The 16,947-nt window shown below is 64.4% G+C and carries 13 protein-coding genes; all 13 read left to right on the top strand.

The window, feature by feature from the left end; translation table 11 throughout:
* Positions 1-189: 189 nt before the first annotated feature.
* On the top strand, positions 190-2,091 hold the full coding sequence (locus JOE41_RS02670) for an acetolactate synthase large subunit (RefSeq protein ID WP_011692380.1): 1,902 nt from the start codon (positions 190-192) through the stop codon (positions 2,089-2,091).
* 2 nt (positions 2,092-2,093) lie between these two features.
* Positions 2,094-2,606, top strand: a complete 513-nt coding sequence (gene ilvN, locus JOE41_RS02665; protein ID WP_011692379.1) for an acetolactate synthase small subunit — start codon at positions 2,094-2,096, stop codon at positions 2,604-2,606.
* A gap of 115 nt (positions 2,607-2,721) precedes the next feature.
* The gene (gene ilvC / locus JOE41_RS02660) at positions 2,722-3,747 is read left to right on the top strand and encodes a ketol-acid reductoisomerase (RefSeq protein ID WP_011692378.1); all 1,026 of its coding nucleotides are present in this window, start codon (positions 2,722-2,724) and stop codon (positions 3,745-3,747) included.
* A 141-nt stretch (positions 3,748-3,888) separates the two neighbouring features.
* The gene (serA, locus tag JOE41_RS02655) at positions 3,889-5,478 is read left to right on the top strand and encodes a phosphoglycerate dehydrogenase (protein ID WP_011692377.1); all 1,590 of its coding nucleotides are present in this window, start codon (positions 3,889-3,891) and stop codon (positions 5,476-5,478) included.
* A gap of 209 nt (positions 5,479-5,687) precedes the next feature.
* Entirely contained in the window at positions 5,688-8,483 is a 2,796-nt protein-coding gene (locus tag JOE41_RS02650) for an ABC transporter permease (protein WP_209750738.1), read from the top strand.
* Entirely contained in the window at positions 8,480-9,235 is a 756-nt protein-coding gene (locus tag JOE41_RS02645; protein WP_011692375.1) for an ABC transporter ATP-binding protein, read from the top strand. Before JOE41_RS02650 ends, JOE41_RS02645 begins: the two co-directional genes overlap by 4 nt.
* Before the next feature lie 63 nt (positions 9,236-9,298).
* Positions 9,299-10,858 carry a methionine--tRNA ligase gene (gene metG, locus JOE41_RS02640; RefSeq protein ID WP_209750736.1) on the top strand — a complete coding sequence of 520 codons (1,560 nt, stop codon included), beginning with the start codon at positions 9,299-9,301 and terminating at the stop codon, positions 10,856-10,858.
* Positions 10,859-11,259: 401 nt separating this feature from the next.
* Positions 11,260-11,961 carry a hypothetical protein gene (locus JOE41_RS02635; protein WP_209750734.1) on the top strand — a complete coding sequence of 234 codons (702 nt, stop codon included), beginning with the start codon at positions 11,260-11,262 and terminating at the stop codon, positions 11,959-11,961.
* 90 nt (positions 11,962-12,051) lie between these two features.
* Complete coding sequence (locus JOE41_RS02630) at positions 12,052-12,837, top strand: class F sortase (protein ID WP_011692372.1); 786 nt, start codon at positions 12,052-12,054, stop codon at positions 12,835-12,837.
* A 76-nt stretch (positions 12,838-12,913) separates the two neighbouring features.
* Complete coding sequence (locus JOE41_RS02625; protein WP_209750732.1) at positions 12,914-13,966, top strand: 3-isopropylmalate dehydrogenase; 1,053 nt, start codon at positions 12,914-12,916, stop codon at positions 13,964-13,966.
* A gap of 101 nt (positions 13,967-14,067) precedes the next feature.
* On the top strand, positions 14,068-15,180 hold the full coding sequence (locus JOE41_RS02620) for a branched-chain amino acid aminotransferase (RefSeq protein WP_209750730.1): 1,113 nt from the start codon (positions 14,068-14,070) through the stop codon (positions 15,178-15,180).
* Between the two features lie 103 nt (positions 15,181-15,283).
* On the top strand, positions 15,284-16,066 hold the full coding sequence (locus tag JOE41_RS02615; RefSeq protein ID WP_209750728.1) for an MBL fold metallo-hydrolase: 783 nt from the start codon (positions 15,284-15,286) through the stop codon (positions 16,064-16,066).
* A 71-nt stretch (positions 16,067-16,137) separates the two neighbouring features.
* Entirely contained in the window at positions 16,138-16,914 is a 777-nt protein-coding gene (locus JOE41_RS02610) for a fumarylacetoacetate hydrolase family protein (RefSeq protein WP_011692368.1), read from the top strand.
* The last annotated feature ends 33 nt before the right edge of the window (positions 16,915-16,947 follow it).

Raw genomic sequence — 16,947 nt, 5'->3', positions numbered from 1 at the left:
ACCAACTGCGCCGCTGCAGATGCAGTCGTCGTCCTTACCAAGCGCGTGGCTCAATAGCCCGACTGGTAACGAACCGTCACGCGCAACCCCTCGAAGAGCCGCCAGGCTGAGGGGTTTTTTTATTTGTTTCAGTTATTGCACCCGTCATGAGAACCACCCGCTAATGAAGATCCACAAAGGAAGAGTCCGATGAGCAAAGGATCGCCGATCAGCCCCTCGCTGATGGCTACAAAGTCCGCTGGAGCCCCCAAGGCTCCGGAACGCGCCGACCGCACGGCCGATGCCGGCGTCGAGCACGCTGCTGCTGTCTCTCCTGTCCTTGGACCGAACAACGTCGTACCCCCGACGGTGATGACCGGTTCGCAAGCAATTGTCCGCTCGCTCGAAGAACTCGGCGTGGACGATATTTTTGGTTTGCCCGGTGGCGCGATCCTGCCCACCTATGACCCCTTGATGGCCTCAAGCATGAATCACGTGCTGGTCCGTCACGAACAGGGAGCCGGCCACGCCGCGCAAGGCTACGCCATGGTTACCGGGCGGGTTGGCGTTTGTATTGCCACCTCGGGTCCCGGGGCCACCAACCTCGTTACCGCCATCATGGATGCGCACATGGACTCCGTGCCGCTCGTGGCCATCACCGGCCAAGTGTCCAGCGGAGTCATTGGTACGGACGCTTTCCAGGAAGCGGACATCGTGGGCATCACCATGCCGATCACCAAGCACTCCTTCCTGGTGACCGACCCCAACGACATACCGCATGTCATGGCCGAGGCGTTCCACCTTGCTTCCACGGGCCGGCCCGGCCCGGTGCTGGTGGATGTCGCCAAGGATGCCCAGCAAGGCCAGATGACCTTCTCCTGGCCGCCGAAGATCGACCTCCCCGGATACCGCCCCGTGCTCCGCGGCCACAACAAGCAGGTTCGCGAAGCAGCGAAGCTGATTGCCGCGGCCAGCAAGCCCGTCCTGTACGTTGGCGGCGGCGTTGTGAAGGCGCACGCTTCCGCGGAGCTGCGGGAACTGGCCGAGATCACCGGCGCGCCCGTGGTCACCACCCTGATGGCGCGGGGCGTGTTCCCTGACTCGCACCCGCAGCACGTCGGCATGCCCGGCATGCACGGCACCGTCTCCGCCGTGACCGCGCTGCAGCAGTCCGACCTGCTGATCACGCTCGGCGCCCGTTTCGACGACCGCGTAACCGGTGTCCTGAAGACGTTCGCCCCGAACGCGAAGGTGATCCACGCGGACATCGATCCTGCCGAGATCTCCAAGAACCGCACAGCGGACGTTCCGATCGTGGGCTCCGTCAAGGAGATCATTCCGGAACTCACCGAGGCCGTGAAGACGCAGTTTGCGGCGTCCGGCAAGCCGGACTTGGAGAACTGGTGGACGTTCCTTAACAATCTGAAGGAAACGTATCCGCTGGGATGGACCGAGCCGGAGGACGGCCTCACCGCACCGCAGCGCGTCATTGAGCGCATCGGTGCCCTGACCGGCCCCGAAGGGATCTACGTTGCGGGCGTTGGCCAGCACCAGATGTGGGCGGCGCAGTTCATCAAGTACGAACGCCCCCACGCCTGGCTGAACTCGGGCGGAGCGGGCACCATGGGCTACGCCGTCCCCGCAGCCATGGGTGCCAAAGTGGGCGCGCCCGACCGCGTGGTCTGGGCCATCGACGGCGACGGCTGCTTCCAGATGACCAATCAGGAACTGGCCACCTGCGCCATCAACAAGATCCCCATCAAGGTTGCCGTCATCAACAACTCCTCGCTGGGCATGGTGCGCCAGTGGCAGACCCTCTTCTACGAAGGCCGCTACTCGAACACCGACCTCAACACCGGCCACCAAACCGTCCGGATCCCGGACTTCGTGAAACTGGGCGAGGCCTACGGCTGCGCATCCTTCCGGTGCGAACGCGCTGAGGACATCGACGCCACCATCCAGAAAGCCCTTGAAATCAATGACCGCCCCGTCGTGATCGACTTCGTGGTGAGCCCAGACTCCATGGTGTGGCCGATGGTGCCCGCCGGAGTGAGCAACGACCAGATCCAGGTCGCCCGCAACATGACCCCGGAATGGGAAGAGGAGGACTGATCATGACCCGCCACACGCTGTCCGTTCTGGTCGAAGACAAGCCCGGTGTGCTGACCCGGGTCGCAAGCCTCTTCGCCCGCAGGGCCTTCAACATCAATTCCCTGGCCGTCGGCCCGACGGAGGTTCCGGGCATGTCCCGGATGACCGTCGTCGTCGACGCCGACGGTGACCTGATCGAACAGGTCACCAAGCAGTTGAACAAACTCATCAACGTGATCAAGATTGTTGAACTCACCTCAGAATCTTCCGTACAGCGAGACCACATCCTGGTCAAGGTACGTGCGGATGCCGCAACACGCCTGCAGGTGACCCAGGCTGCAGACCTGTTCCGCGCTTCAGTGGTCGACGTGTCCACAGACTCGGTGGTCATTGAAGCAACCGGCCATCCCGAAAAGCTCACTGCACTGTTGTCAGTGCTCGAGCCCTTCGGCATCCGCGAAATTGTGCAGTCCGGCACCCTTGCCGTTGGGCGGGGATCCCGATCCATGAGTGACAGGGCCTTGCGCTCCGCTTAAGACACAGTCTTGACCGCAGGCGGGGCATAGTCCCGCCTGCGGAGCAATGCCCGTGCAGTACCGCAGCACCACAGACTATTTACACCAGAGAATCCACTCAAAAGGAGTTACGCAAGTGACTGAAATGTTCTATGACGACGACGCAGACCTCTCCATCATCCAGGGCCGGAAGGTGGCCATCGTCGGCTATGGCTCGCAGGGCCACGCCCACGCCCTGAACCTGCGCGACTCCGGCGTTGAGGTGACGATCGCCCTCAAGGAGGGCTCTTCCTCGATCGCCAAGGCCCAGGATGCAGGCTTCACGGTCAAGAACGTCGCCGACGCCGCCGAATGGGCAGACGTCATCATGATCCTGGCGCCGGACCAGCACCAGCGCTCGATCTACAACGACTCCATCAAGGACAAGCTCACCCCCGGAAAGGCCCTGGCCTTCGCGCACGGCTTCAACATCCGCTTCGGCTACATCAAGGCACCGGAGGGCGTTGACGTCATCCTGATCGCCCCGAAGGCTCCCGGCCACACTGTGCGCCGCGAATTCGAAGCCGGCCGCGGCATCCCCGATATCATCGCCGTAGAGCAGGACGCCACCGGTGCAGCATGGGACCTCGCGAAGTCCTACGCCAAGGCCATTGGCGGTACCCGCGCCGGCGTCATCAAGACCACCTTCACCGAAGAGACCGAGACCGACCTGTTCGGCGAGCAGGCAGTCCTGTGCGGCGGTGTCTCCCAGCTGGTCCAGTACGGCTTCGAGACCCTCACCGAGGCCGGCTACCAGCCGCAGATCGCCTACTTCGAGGTCCTGCACGAGCTCAAGCTCATCGTCGACCTCATGTGGGAAGGCGGCATCGCCAAGCAGCGCTGGAGCGTCTCCGACACCGCAGAGTACGGCGACTACGTTTCCGGCCCGCGCGTCATCACCCCCGAGGTGAAGGAAAACATGAAGGCTGTCCTCGCCGACATCCAGAATGGTGCGTTCGCCAAGCGCTTCATCGAGGACCAGGACAACGGCGGCGTAGAGTTCAAGGCGCTCCGGGCCAAGGCAGAGCAGCACCCCATCGAGAGCGTTGGCCGCGAACTGCGCGGGCTCTTCTCCTGGCAGCAGCAGGACGAGGACTACGTCGAGGGCTCGGCAGCCCGCTAAGGCTGCCTGCCGCCCAGGCCATCGGCCAGGTGCCCTCAAGAGTCAACAGTGAGGCCGGGTTCACACTTAACAATGTGAGCCCGGCCTTTCCGTCAGCCTAGACTTGATTTATCCCCCGGACTGCAACGCAGAGGATCAGCCGTGTCAAAACCCGTAGTACTGCTCGCCGAAGAACTTTCACCCGCCACAGTCGAGGCCCTCGGCCCGGACTTCGAAATCCGCCAGACCGACGGCGCCGACCGTTCCCAGCTGCTTTCTGCCATCGCGGATGTTGACGCAATCCTGGTCCGCTCCGCCACGCAGGTGGACGCCGAAGCCATCGCCGCGGCCAAGAACCTCAAGGTCATTGCCCGCGCAGGGGTCGGCTTGGACAACGTCGACATCAAGGCCGCCACGCAGGCCGGTGTCATGGTCGTCAACGCGCCGACGTCGAACATCGTCTCCGCTGCCGAACTGACCGTGGGCCACATCCTGAGCCTCGCCCGCCACATTCCGCAGGCCAGCGCCGCGCTCAAGGACGGCGAATGGAAGCGCTCCAAGTACACGGGCATTGAACTTTACGAGAAGAAGATCGGCATCATCGGCCTCGGCCGGATCGGCGCCCTGGTGGCAGCCCGCCTGAAGGGCTTCGACACCAAGATCCTGGCGTACGACCCCTACATCACCTCCGCCCGCGCCGCCCAGCTGGGCGTGCAGCTGGTCACCCTGGACGAGCTGCTGGCGCAGTCCGACTTCATCACCATCCACATGCCCAAGACGCCTGAAACGGTGGGCATGCTCGGCGCCGAGGCATTTAAGAAGATGAAGAAGACCGCCTACGTCATCAACGTGGCCCGCGGCGGTCTGGTGGACGAGGAAGCCCTCCACGCCGCCCTGAAGGACGGCGAAATCGCCGGCGCCGGTGTTGACGTCTTCGTCAAGGAACCCAGCACCGACCTGCCGTTCTTCGCGATGGATAACGTGGTGGTCACCCCGCACCTGGGCGCATCCACTGACGAAGCGCAGGAAAAAGCAGGCGTTTCCGTGGCCAAGTCGGTTCGGCTTGCCCTGGCCGGGGAACTGGTTCCGGACGCAGTCAACGTTGCCGGCGGCGTCATCGCGCCGGACGTCCGTCCGGGCATCCCGCTGATCGAGAAGCTGGGCCGCATCTTCACCGCCCTCACCCATGCATCCCTGACGCAGTTCGACGTCGAAGTTGCCGGTGAGATCGCCTCCCTCGACGTCAAGGTGCTGGAACTGGCCGCCCTGAAGGGCATCTTCGCCGACGTCGTGACGGAACAGGTTTCCTACGTCAACGCCCCGGTCATTGCAGAGCAGCGCGGCATCAACGTGCGCCTCATCACCACTCCCGACACCGAGTCGTACCGCAACCTCCTGACTCTGCGCGGCGCCCTCAGCGACGGCAGCCAGATCTCGGTGGCCGGAACGCTGACGGGTCCCAAGCAGATCCAGAAGCTCGTGGGTGTCAACGGCTACGAGGTGGAAATCCCCATCAGCGAGCACCTGGTGGTGGTGGCCTACGCGGACCGTCCCGGCGTGATCGGTACTATCGGGCACATCCTGGGCATGAACAACATCAACATTGCCGGCATGCAGGTTGCGCGCCAGGCTGAGGGCGGCCAGGTCCTGGCCCTCCTGACCATTGACAGCTCGGTTCCGCAGCAGGTCCTTGACGCGATCAAGGCCGGCATCGGCGCCGAGATGGTACGGGAAGTCGACCTCGAAGACTGACCTCCCGCCTATTCGGTGAACTTCTCGTGACAGACGTTAACTTCTGCCACGTATGATTGGCCGGTCTGCGTACAATGGCTGGGTCCGATTTTCGGATCCGGCCGGCAGACCGGCCATTATTTTTTGCACATCCGGCAGGGGACGCCTTCACATCCATTAGGTGTGGACTGAGGTGTGCGCTCACGCAATCCAGCTTTTCAGGGAGCCCAATGAACGCCGTCCAGAGGTTCATCAGAAGCCGAGTGCTTTTGCTGACCGCGGCCATTTTGATCGTCGCCATGTGCCTGTCCGTCCTCGTCCAGGGCCAGTCGCAGGCAGCGCTCAACCGAACAGTCGACCAGAATTCCCGCGGACTCTATGACATCCTGGTCCAGGCCAAGGCGGGTTCCGGCGGAGTGCTCATGCAGCCGGAAATCGCCAACGGCCAGGGCGGCATCAGCTTCGACCAGCTGGACAGCATCCGGAAACTGTCCGGTACGTCCGTGGCGGCCCCCATCAGCCTGGTGTCACGGGTATCCCAGAACCTCGAATCTCCGCGCCTTGACGCCATGGACTACCTGGGCTTCAACTCCGGACTCGTGGGCACGGCCACCGCCGGTGAACCCGGCGCAACCGATCCCAGCAAGTGGCCGGCAGCGGAATCGGTCCTCACTGACAAGGCCAAGAAGTACCGGCTGACCGCCAGTGCCGTCAGCTCGGACGGCCATTCGGAACAGACCCTGTTCAAGTCCATGGCCGAGGGTTCCCTCGGCAAGGCCAGGCTCATCGAGGAGCAGGCCGCAGGCGGCAAGAGTATCCGCATCGCGGGCGCCGAGGGGGAAACCGGCATCAAGTTCCCGGCCCCCGCAGGCGGATCCGAACACAACCTCTTCAACCTTTCAGTGTCACTGCCGCTGGCCCCGCAGGTGACCGAGTCCGTCGTCGCCGTCGACCCCGTCTCCGAACGTGCCTTGCTGGGCACTGCCGGCGACTTCCTGGCTCCGCTCGAAAAGGCGCCGCCGGCGGACGCCCGGAACGCCGGAGCCATTGGCCGGCATTTCGAGAGCCTGTTCACCACTGGCATCAGCATGAAGGAACTCGAAGAGGGACCTGACTTCCTCGGCGTCAAGCTCAAGTACTGGGCGCCCCTGATGACCCAGTACCAGCAGGCAAAGCGTAACGGCCAGCTCACCGCAGACTCCCAGGCCATCCCGCTGATCGTCCGCTCCGGCACGTCCCTGGACCTCAAGTACTCCGTGAAGATCGAAGAAATCGACGACTCCGGAAACGTGGTCAAGGATGTCGGCACGGTGACCAGGTCGCTGGACAAGGACTACCTGCCCTTCGTTTCCAAATCACCGTTCGCACTCTCGTGGCCGGGCTCGCAGGACTACTCCCAGCTCCTGGGAAACACCGGCAACTTCAGCCAGGGCCTCTACAACCCGGCAACGTGGAGCACCGACTTCGCCTCCGCCCCCAAGTACACCGACGGCGCCACCGCCGGCAACGGCGCCGTTGACAAGACCGCCACGCCGGGGGAGTGGATCACCGTCAACCGGCTCCCGGAGAAGGGCGCCGGCGGCGCACCCGTCGACCAGACCCAGCGCGAGCCCGTAGACGAGCGCTCCTACCGCGAAAGCCTGCAGACCGGCACCAAGGTCGCGGCACCCCTGGCCATGGTCTACGGCACGTTCGACGCCGATAAGGTCAAGGAAGCCGCAGGGGACGTCAACCGGCTGCCCCTGGGCGGCTACGACCCCTCACCGCTTACCCTGACCGAGGACGCACAGGGCAAAAAGGTGGAGAACACCGTACTCAAGCCCTCACTGAGCGCCACGGGCCTGGTCAGCCAGTCCGCCGGTGCCATTACCGACTACTACGGCCTCGCCGCGGCCCGCGGATATGAAGAGAATGCTTCGGTGATCGATGCCGTCCGGGTCCGGGCCAAGGCGCCCGGCAGCTGGAAGGAATCGCAGCCGGAGGTGGAGAAGCTCGCGAACGAAATCCGGGACATGGGACTGGAAGCAACCGTGGTTGCCGGCTCCGCGCGTGAAGACGCCAACATCTTTGTGCCGGGTTACTCCAAGGACGACGCCGGCAAGGAATCCCCGCTCGGCACTGTCACCCAATCGTGGGTCCGCCAGGATGCCGCCGACGCCGTGTCCGGCTCATTGACCGGTACCAACATCACGCTGCTGTTCCTCACGTTGTGCGGCGCGGCCTTGCTCACCGGTGCCTCCACAGTCAGCTACATCCGCCAGCGCCGCCGCGAAGCCGGCACCCTGCGGGCCATGGGCTGGACCCAGAAGAGGATCCGGAGCTGGGTGCTCGCGGAGTTCGGCGTGGGAGCCGCCCTCCTGGCGATCGCCGGCACCGTCCTGAGCCTGCTCAGCTGGAACGTTGCTACGGTCATCGTTTCCGCTTCAGTCCTGGTTCTCTACGCCGCCGCGGCCTACTTCGCGGCAAGGCAGCTGAGGCACCGTGACGAAGTGGACCAGGAGCCGCAGCACGACGAGCGCCTGATCGCCGTTGATTCCCCGCTCACGTTCGCCAACCGCCAGCTGAGCACCAACAAATTCAACACCATCTCACTGGCTGTGGCAGTGGGCGTCTTCGGCGCCGCCGTGGGCGGTCTGATCGCCTTGCTGATCGACATCCCGCGGGCCGCCGGCGCAAGCGCCCTGAGCGGACTGGCAGCGGCCAGCGTGGCACTGCCCAGCATCGTCCTGGCACTGTCGGGCGTAGCCGTGGGCCTGGTGCTGACCCTCGTCACCGGGCGCTTCGAGCTGCAGGCCAAACGCCAGTACCTTGGCACCCTTGAAGCCATGGGCTGGAACCCGGACATGCTTGGCCAGGTCCGGCTGTTCGAAAACGCCCTCGTGGGCTCGGTGGCCCTGCCGTTGGGCGTGGTCGGCGCCCTCGGCATCGGTCTCCTGCTCGCACCCTATGCCGCGCTCTGGGCCGCCCTGGCCGGACTCGTGGCTGTACTTTGCTGGATTCCAATTGCAACGAAAGTGGTCCAATGAACAACGACCTGAATCTCGACCGGATTCCCCAGGATGACGCCGGGGACGGCTCGCTCCAGACCCGTGCCAACACCATCCTGAAGGCCGCGGACCACGGGACCCCGCTGGAACTGAGTAACATCACCATCCGCTACGGCGGCCAGAAGGGCGGGGCCGACGCCGTCAACGTCGTCGAAGGCTTTGACCTGACGCTCCACGCCGGGGAGATGCACTGCGTCGCCGGCCGAAGCGGCTCCGGCAAGACCAGCATCCTGACCGTGGGCGCCGGGCTCACCCTGCCGACGTCGGGCCGTGTCTTCTGGGAAGGCCAGTCGCTGGAGAGCATGGGCGACGACGAAATCGCCGACCGCCGCCGGGCCCTGATCGGCTACGTTGACCAGGGCGGCGCCCTGATCGACGGCATGAGCGCCCTGGAGAACGTGCTGTTGCCGGCCGTGCCGGACGGCGAAGTGGACCAGCGCCGGGACATGGCCAAGGACCTCCTGGACCTTGTGGGCCTGGGGCGGCGCATGCGCCACCGCCCGGCCCAGCTGTCCGGAGGCGAGCGTCAGCGCGTGGCGATTGCCCGCGCCCTGATCCTCGGAACACGCGTTCTCGTGGTCGACGAACCCACGGCAAGCCTGGACCGCACCTCGGCCAACCGCATTATCAGCATCCTCAAGGACACCACGTCCGACGGAATAGCCGTGCTGGTGGCGTCACATGACCACGAACTTGTCCGGCTCAGCGATACCCTGACCGAACTGATCTAGATTTAGGGGTAGCATTCCCAGCTCCCGGCCCGCCACGCTTCCGAAAAAAGGTAACTTCCCAGAGTGTCGTCTTCAGCCCAGACCCCGTTCTACATCACCACTGCCATCACGTACCCCAACGGTGTGCCCCACATTGGCCACGCCTATGAGTACATTGCTACGGACGCGATGGCACGGTTCAAGCGCCTGGACGGTTACGACGTCTTCTTCCTGACCGGCACCGACGAGCACGGGATGAAGATCGCGCAGACGGCGGATAAGGAAGGCATCACGCCGAAGGAACTCGTTGACCGGAACGCCGAAATCTACAAGGCCGCCCATGCCGCCCTGGGAATCTCGTACGACCGCTTCATCCGCACCACGGACGAGGACCACTACGCCGCATCCCAGGCCATCTGGAAGAAGATGGAGGCCAACGGGGACATCTACCTGTCCAAGTACGAAGGCTGGTACTCGGTCCGCGACGAGGCGTACTACGTTGAGGACGAGACCGTGGTCAAGGAGGACGGCCTCCGCTACTCGCGCGAGACGGATACCGAACTGACGTGGACGGCCGAGGAGAGCTACTTCTTCCGTCTTTCCGCCTACCAGGACAAGCTGCTGGCGCTGTATGAAGCACACCCCGAATTCGGTGCACCGCAGTCCCGTTTCAACGAGGTCATCAGCTTCGTCAAGCGCGGGCTCGAGGACCTCTCCATCAGCCGGACGACGTTCGACTGGGGTGTTCCCGTCCCCGGTAATGACAAGCACGTGATGTACGTGTGGGTGGATGCGTTGACCAACTACCTCACCGGCGTGGGCTACCCGGACACCGAATCCGATTCATTCAAGAAGTACTGGCCGGCCGATGTCCACGTGATCGGCAAGGACATTTCCCGGTTCCACGCCATTTATTGGCCGGCGTTCCTGATGAGCGCCGGGCTGGAGCTGCCCAAGCGGATCATGATCCACGGCTTCCTTAACAACAACGGTGTCAAGATGTCCAAGTCGCTGGGCAACGTGGTGGCGCCGTCGGACTTCGTGGCCCAGTATGGCCTTGACCAGGTGCGTTTCTTCTTCCTGCGGGAGGTTCCTTTCGGCGCCGACGGCAGCTACAGCCATGAGGCCATCGTGGGCCGGATGAACTCGGACCTCGCCAACAACTTCGGAAACCTGGCACAGCGTTCACTGTCCATGGTCGCCAAGAACTGCGAGGGACGGGTTCCGGTTCCCGGCGCCTTCACGGCGGAGGACTCCGCGCTGCTGAAGCAGGCCAACAGCCTGCTGGAGGCAGCCCGGGCCGCGTTCGAGAAGCAGGAATTCAGCCGCGCCCTGGAAGCGATCTGGGGCGTCCTTGGCGACACCAACGCATACTTTGCCGAGCAGGCGCCATGGGTGCTGCGGAAGACCGACGTCGAGCGCATGAACACTGTGCTGTACGTGACGCTTGAGGTGCTCAGGATCGTTGCGATCCTGGTCCAGCCGGTCATGCCGAAGGCGTCCGCCGCCCTCCTGGACACCCTCGGCCAGCCCGACGGCGAGGCCCGCCGGTTCGCGGCGATCGCCACGCCGCTTGTTCCCGGGACGGAACTCCCGGCTCCTTCCCCGATCTTCCCGAAGTACGAGGAACCGGCCGAAGGATAGTTCCTCGGCCTTTCGCCCCTGAACGGACCAACCCACCGACGCTCCCTCGCTTGCCTGGCAAGCAGGGGAGCGTTTTGTGTTCCCGCGTGAATGCCGTGCCCGTGCCGCCGCGGCGTCAGGCGAGTTCCAAGTAGTCCTCCCTATGCATGCGAGTGAATATATTCACGAAGCAAGTAATTGGTACCTGCGTCCGGTTGAGTAAACGCGTACCTGTTACTCGGGTTTAACTCCCGCCGCAAACCTAGCCTGAAAAGGCAAGCGAACTGACGACACTGTCTGGGGAGTAACTGTCAACTTCAATTCGCTGTTTGAGGTCTCACGCAGTTGCTTTTCCTGGTCTCGAAGACGGTTACTCCGCGCAGTCTGTCCGTTCGATCGGATTTGGTATGGAGGGACCGAACATGAAACGGACAATCGCCACTCTGGGGGTGGTGGGCCTCGGACTTATGGGCGCCACAGTAGCGGCGAACGCCGCCCCGGAAACGAAAATTACCATCTGCCACGCCACCGGCTCGGCATCAAACCCCTATCTAGCCGAGACGATCAACCTGAATGCCCTTGGGGCGCACGTTGGCGACACCGGCGACATCGTTCCGGCCAACGGCGGTGACGACATGCCCTATGGGCAAAACCTGACAGAAGCCAACGTCATTTTGCTCGCTAACAACTGCGTCGCGGCCGCGCCGGTGGATCCGGTGGATCCGGTGGATCCGGTGGACCCGGTGGACCCGGTGGATCCGGTGGACCCGGTGGACCCGGTGGACCCGGTGGATCCGGGTCCGGTGGATCCGGGCGACGGGGTAGTGGTTGTAACCCCCGTGGAAGCCGTTGTTCCGCCGGCAGCTGCCCCGCCGGTAGCGGCGCTCCCCGGGGCTCTGCCAGTTGCAGGCTCTGTGGTGACACCTGTGACGTCAACGCCGAAGGGTGCTGCAGCAGGCGCCGTTCCGGCAGCAAGCAACGAGGGCTACAACGTCCAGACCGCAGTCGGCAAGTCCGACGCCGGCATTCCGCAGTGGCTCGCCGCGGTGACCGGCTTCTTCGCCACAGTCGGCGCCTGGGTGCTCGTGAAGAGCGGCCTGCGGTTCCGCCGGGCGAACAGCTAGGGAACCAGACCGGGGGCGGGTGCCGTGGCATTACGGTACCCGCCCCAGCGTTTTCCGTCCTTCCAGTTTCGGCGCCCCAAGGAGCCCCCCATGGTCTGTCTTCAACGGAACCGGCACAGGAATAGCGCCGGTGTCCGGGGGCTGATTCTTAGCCTCAGGGACCTACTGGTGCTGGGCGCCTGCGTCACGGGGATTCTTGGAGCCTGGCTGGCCTACGGCGTGACCGGGGGTGCCAGCCACGGAGGACCTGCAGCCGGGGAACCGGCGGCCACAGTCCTTTCGGAGCGCTTGCCGGAGCCGCCGGCGCCAGTGCCTGCGGCGGACGGTGTGGTTCGGGAACCTGGCGCGGCAGCGGATCCGGTTGGCTTGCCCGCACTTCCGCTGGCTGTTGGCGGGCTGCCCGAGCCGGAACCTGCTTCTTCCGAGCCGGTTGCATCTGCTCCGCAGCGCATTACCTACCCCGCCGCCGGCATGGATGTTGTGGTTCACCCGTTGGAACCCGAGTCCGTCGATGCTGCAAGCCACAGCATCGTCCCGCCGGAGACGATGGATGGTTACTGGCTGACGCCGTTCGGGAAACCAGGCGCCGGTTCCGCCAACACAAGCTATGTCATCGGACACAGCTGGGAAGGGCTGGACGCGCCGTTCAACCACTTGAGTTCAGCTGCCGCGGCCGGGGACGAGCTGACCGTCACCACGTCAACCGGGGCCATGACCTACCGCGTCGACACGGTCACCACCTACACAAAGGCAACCCTGAAGGACAGCCCCATCTGGGCGGTGGTCCCCAACCGCCTGGTCCTCATCAGCTGCTACACGGAGGACCCCTGGGGCAAGAACGTCGCCGTCGTGGCGTCGCCTGTGCAAGGAAGCTGACGATTCGCCGTTTCCGGTGTGTTCGAATATTGAGACAACTTGACCATCATGTGGATGCCTTGGCTACCCTGAAAACATGAGCGCACCCACGATAAATCTTGCTGTCATTCCCGGCGACGGCATCGGCCCGGAGGTCATCGCCGAAGCCTTGAAGGTCCTGGAGAAGGTGGTGGCCGCCGAAGGCGTCACCTTGGAGCAGACCCATTACAAGCTCGGAGCCCAGCATTGGCTTGAGACAGGGGAGACCCTTCCGGAGGAAGTGCTGAGCGATCTCCGCACCCGGGATGCGATCCTGTTCGGCGCCGTCGGTGCAGCCCCCGGTGACACGCGGATCCCGTCCGGCATCATCGAGCGCGAGATGCTGCTGAAGCTCCGCTTCAGCCTTGACCACTTCGTCAACCTGCGGCCGTCGCGCCTCTTTGGCAGCGTCGGCAGCCCGCTCGCCAACCCCGGCAAGATCGATTTCATCGTGGTCCGTGAAGGCACCGAAGGTCCGTACGTCGGCAATGGCGGCACCCTGCGTGCCGGGACCAGGCACGAAGTTGCCACCGAGGTTTCGCTGAACACTGCCCACGGTGTGGAGCGGGTTGTCCGGGACGCGTTCCGCCGTGCCAGCGAACGTCCGCGCAAGCACGTCACGCTGGTGCACAAGCACAATGTCCTTGTCTATGCCGGCCACTTGTGGAAGCGCACCGTTGAGGCGGTGGCCCAGGAATTCCCTGATGTCACCCACGACTACCTGCACATCGACGCAGCCACGATCTTCATGGTCACCGACCCCGGGCGCTTCGACGTCATCGTCACAGACAACCTTTTTGGCGACATCATCACCGACCTCGCCGCAGCCATCACCGGCGGCATCGGCCTGGCGGCATCGGGCAACATCAACATGGAACGCACCGCACCCTCCATGTTCGAACCCGTGCACGGATCTGCCCCCGACATCGCCGGCCAGCAAAAAGCCGATCCTACGGCGGCAATCCTCTCAGCGGCAATGCTGCTGGACCATCTCGGCTACGCAGATGCAGCGAAGAAGATCGAGGCGGCAGTCATCGCCGACGTCGAAAGCCGCGATGGCCGGGCGCGCACCACCAGCGCGATCGGCGATGCGATCGTCGCCGCCCTGTAGGGTCCCGCATCGGGCGTAAGCTTGTCTCGAATCACCAAAATGCTGCCGTGGTCCGACGCTGAACCACGTTCACACACCAGGCAGCCGACCGTGGAGGAACCATGACTCAGACTGCCCATGGCGTCGAATTCACCCATCAGCCCTCGGTAACCCCGAAGTCTGCTGAAGAGCGTGCTGCCATCCTGGCGAACCCGGGTTTCGGCAACTATTTCACCGACCACACTGCGATTGTCGACTACAGCGTTGACGAGAACGGCAAGGGCGGCTGGCATGACGCGCGCATCGAGGCATACGGTCCCATCTCGCTTGACCCGTCGGCGGCCGTGCTGCACTACGGCCAGGAGATCTTCGAGGGACTCAAGGCCTACCGCCATGCCGACGGCTCAGTCTGGACGTTCCGCCCGGAGGCGAATGCCGCCCGCCTGAACAAGTCCGCCCGCAGGCTGGCGCTGCCGGAACTTCCGGAAGAGTACTTCCTCGGTGCCATCCGCGAGCTTGTGCAGGCCGACCGGGAGTGGGTCCCGGCCGGGGACGGCGAGGCGCTCTACCTCCGTCCGTTCATGATCGCCACCGAAGCGTTCCTTGGTGTGCGCGCGGCCAGGGAAGTCTCCTTCCGCGTGATCGCTTCCCCGGCCGGCAACTACTTCGGCGGCGAGCTGAAGCCCGTGTCGATCTGGATCTCCCGCGAGTACGCCCGCGCAGGCCGCGGCGGGACCGGAGCAGCCAAGTGCGGCGGCAACTATGCCGCGTCCCTGATCGCCCAGCAGGAGGCCGAGGCCCACGGCTGCAAGCAGGTCCTCTTCCTGGACCAGTTCAATGACAACGCTGTTGAAGAACTCGGCGGCATGAACGTCTTCTTCGTCATGAAGGACGGCTCGCTGGTCACGCCCGCACTGACCGGAACCATCCTGGAGGGCGTCACCCGGATGTCCGTCATGCAGGTGGCCAAGGACATGGGCCGTACCGTCACCGAGCGCAAGATCACCCTGGACGAATGGCGCGACGGTGTGGCTTCGGGGGAGATCACCGAGGTCTTCGCCTGCGGGACTGCCGCCGTGATTACGCCCATCGGTGTACTCAAGGACGCTACGGAGTTCATTGGCTCCGAGGACGCGAAGGCAGGGGAGACCACCATGGCCATCCGCGAGCAGCTCCTTGGCATCCAGACAGGCACGGTCGAGGACACGCACGGCTGGCTGATGCGCCTCGCCTAGGGTCCTTCAGACTCACGCACCACCCGACTGAACCACGACGCCGGGCGGACCGAAATGATTTCGGCCCGCCCGGCGTCGTGCGTTTGAATGCGAAGATGGAACGGTGAATCCCGAATCCTCACCATCGATTCTTCCCGCCAGCGACCTGGCCCGTTTCCGGCTGGCACCCAACCCCGGCCCCATGAGCCTGGACGGGACCAATTCGTACCTGCTGGGCCGGCCCGGATCGGAGACTACCGTGGTGGTGGACCCCGGGCCGTTGGACGAACGACACCTGCAGGAACTGGCTGCCGCGGGGAGGGTGGAGCTCATCCTCATCACGCACCGCCATGCCGACCACACCGCGGCGGCGGGGCGCTTCCACGAACTCACAGGGGCGCCGGTCCGCGCTGCGGATGCCCGGCACTGTCACGGCGGGAATCCGCTGGCTGACGGTGAAACCCTCTTTGCCGCCGGGGTGGAGCTACGCGTCATTGCCGCTCCCGGCCACACGTCCGACTCGCTCTGTTTCCATCTGCCAGGTGATGGCCCGCACGGCTCGGTGCTCACCGGCGACACCATCCTGGGCCGTGGCACCACGGTCCTGGATTTTCCCGACGGCAAACTGGGCGACTACCTGGCCACCCTGGACAGACTGGAAAGGATTGGTCCTGCCACTGTCCTGCCCGGGCACGGCGCGGTCCTGCCGGCGCTGGACGCGGTGGTCCGCGCCTACCGCGACCACCGCCAGGAACGGCTCGCGCAGATCCGTGCGGCCCTGATGGAGCTGGGGCCCGATGCCGGGTTGGGCGAAATCACAGATGCCGTCTATGCGGACATCGATCCCGCCGTCCGTCCGGCGGCGGAGAATTCAGTCGCAGCCCAGCTGGAGTTCCTCCGCGCCTGAGCACCTGGCCGGGGTCGGCACGGCAGCGCCTGCGGCAGGACGCCGTTCCGGAGGACTGTACGCTAGGAACCATGCGTATCGCCCGATTTGTAGCTGATTCTGATCCCCTTTACGGCGTTGTGGAAGGCGAGCCCGGCAGTGAGGAAGTCACTGTCATCAAGGGTGACCCTTTCTTCAACGGCGTTGAACGCAGCACCGTCAAGTACAAGCTTGAAGACGTGCGGCTGCTCGCACCCATCATTCCGCGCAGCAAGGTGGTGGGCGTCGGGCGCAACTTCGTGGAGCATGCCAGGGAGCTTGGCAATGACGTGCCGCAGCAGCCGCTGCTGTTCCTGAAGCCCAACACATCGGTGGTGGGGCCCAACGATCCCATCGTGCTGCCGGAGTTCTCTGAGGAGGTTTCCTTCGAGGCCGAGCTGTGCGTCGTGATCGGGCGGATCTGCAAGGACGTTCCCGAGGACCGCGTTGACGACGTCATCTTCGGCTACACCTGCGGCAACGACCTGACTGCCCGGGATGTCCAGAAGACCGACCTGCAGTGGGCCCGGGCCAAGGGTTTTGACACCTCGGCGCCCCTGGGCCCGTGGATCGAAACCGAACTGGACACCGACGACCTCCGGATCCAGGGCTGGCTCAACGGCGAACTCCGCCAGGACGGCAGCACCAGCCAGATGATCCGGGGCGTCCGTGAGCTTGTCTCCATCGTGTCGCAGGCTTTCACTCTGCTTCCCGGCGACGTGATCATGACCGGCACGCCTGCGGGCGTGGGAGTGGTTGCGGCGGGCGACCGGTTTGACGTGGAGATCGAAGGCATCGGCCGGCTTTCCAACCCTGTTGTCCGGCGCTAGCCGCACACAGCACCAACGTCACGACAGCCGCCC

This window comes from Arthrobacter sp. PvP103 (assembly GCF_017833075.1).
In the GTDB taxonomy this organism is placed as follows: domain Bacteria; phylum Actinomycetota; class Actinomycetes; order Actinomycetales; family Micrococcaceae; genus Arthrobacter.
This window is presented reverse-complemented; position numbering and strand designations above follow the sequence as displayed.